The following is a 1,359-nucleotide window of genomic DNA, read 5'->3' on the forward strand; positions in this document are numbered from 1 at the left end:
CGCTGGCAACATGGAACGAGGGTTGCGCTCGTTGCGGGACTTAACCCAACATCTCACGACACGAGCTGACGACAACCATGCACCACCTGTGAACCAGCCCCAAAGGGGAAACCGTGTTTCCACGGCGGTCTGGCACATGTCAAGCCTTGGTAAGGTTCTTCGCGTTGCATCGAATTAATCCGCATGCTCCGCCGCTTGTGCGGGCCCCCGTCAATTCCTTTGAGTTTTAGCCTTGCGGCCGTACTCCCCAGGCGGGGCACTTAATGCGTTAGCTACGGCGCGGAAAACGTGGAATGTCCCCCACACCTAGTGCCCAACGTTTACGGCATGGACTACCAGGGTATCTAATCCTGTTCGCTCCCCATGCTTTCGCTCCTCAGCGTCAGTTAATGCCCAGAGACCTGCCTTCGCCATCGGTGTTCCTCCTGATATCTGCGCATTTCACCGCTACACCAGGAATTCCAGTCTCCCCTACATCACTCTAGTCTGCCCGTACCCACCGCAGATCCGAGGTTGAGCCTCGGACTTTCACGATAGACGCGACAAACCGCCTACGAGCTCTTTACGCCCAATAATTCCGGATAACGCTTGCGCCCTACGTATTACCGCGGCTGCTGGCACGTAGTTAGCCGGCGCTTCTTCTGCAGGTACCGTCACTTTCGCTTCTTCCCTACTGAAAGAGGTTTACAACCCGAAGGCCGTCATCCCTCACGCGGCGTCGCTGCATCAGGCTTTCGCCCATTGTGCAATATTCCCCACTGCTGCCTCCCGTAGGAGTCTGGGCCGTGTCTCAGTCCCAGTGTGGCCGGTCACCCTCTCAGGCCGGCTACCCGTCGTCGCCTTGGTGAGCCATTACCTCACCAACAAGCTGATAGGCCGCGAGTCCATCCCTGACCAAAAAATCTTTCCACCAAGAACCATGCGGTCCACGGTGCATATCCGGTATTAGACCCAGTTTCCCAGGCTTATCCCAGAGTCAGGGGCAGGTTACTCACGTGTTACTCACCCGTTCGCCACTAATCATCTTGTGCAAGCACAAAAGTCATCGTTCGACTTGCATGTGTTAAGCACGCCGCCAGCGTTCATCCTGAGCCAGGATCAAACTCTCCGTAAAAAAATATACAGACACAGCCAACACGCCGACTGGAAAAAGTCGACCGGGCTGCACCAAGCAAAACATCCTGGCAAATTGCCCCAGGCATCCACACGGGGGTGCGGACCCTGAAACCATTCACCAATAAAATAAATAAATTGGTATCAACAAACTTGGCACACTATTGAGTTCTCAAACAACAGACGCTTCCAACCACCACGACCCGGACTGACGTTTCCTGCCGGCGCTTCGCTCTGGAGCAACTT

At 55.2% G+C, this 1,359-nt stretch carries 1 rRNA gene; it reads right to left on the reverse strand.

What is annotated here, in order from left to right:
* A 16S ribosomal RNA gene (locus ACIPVK_RS21730) occupies positions 1-1,114 on the reverse strand; the annotation flags it as partial.
* Between the last annotated feature and the right edge of the window lie 245 nt (positions 1,115-1,359).

The organism is Paeniglutamicibacter sp. MACA_103, assembly GCF_045798555.1.
GTDB lineage: Bacteria > Actinomycetota > Actinomycetes > Actinomycetales > Micrococcaceae > Paeniglutamicibacter.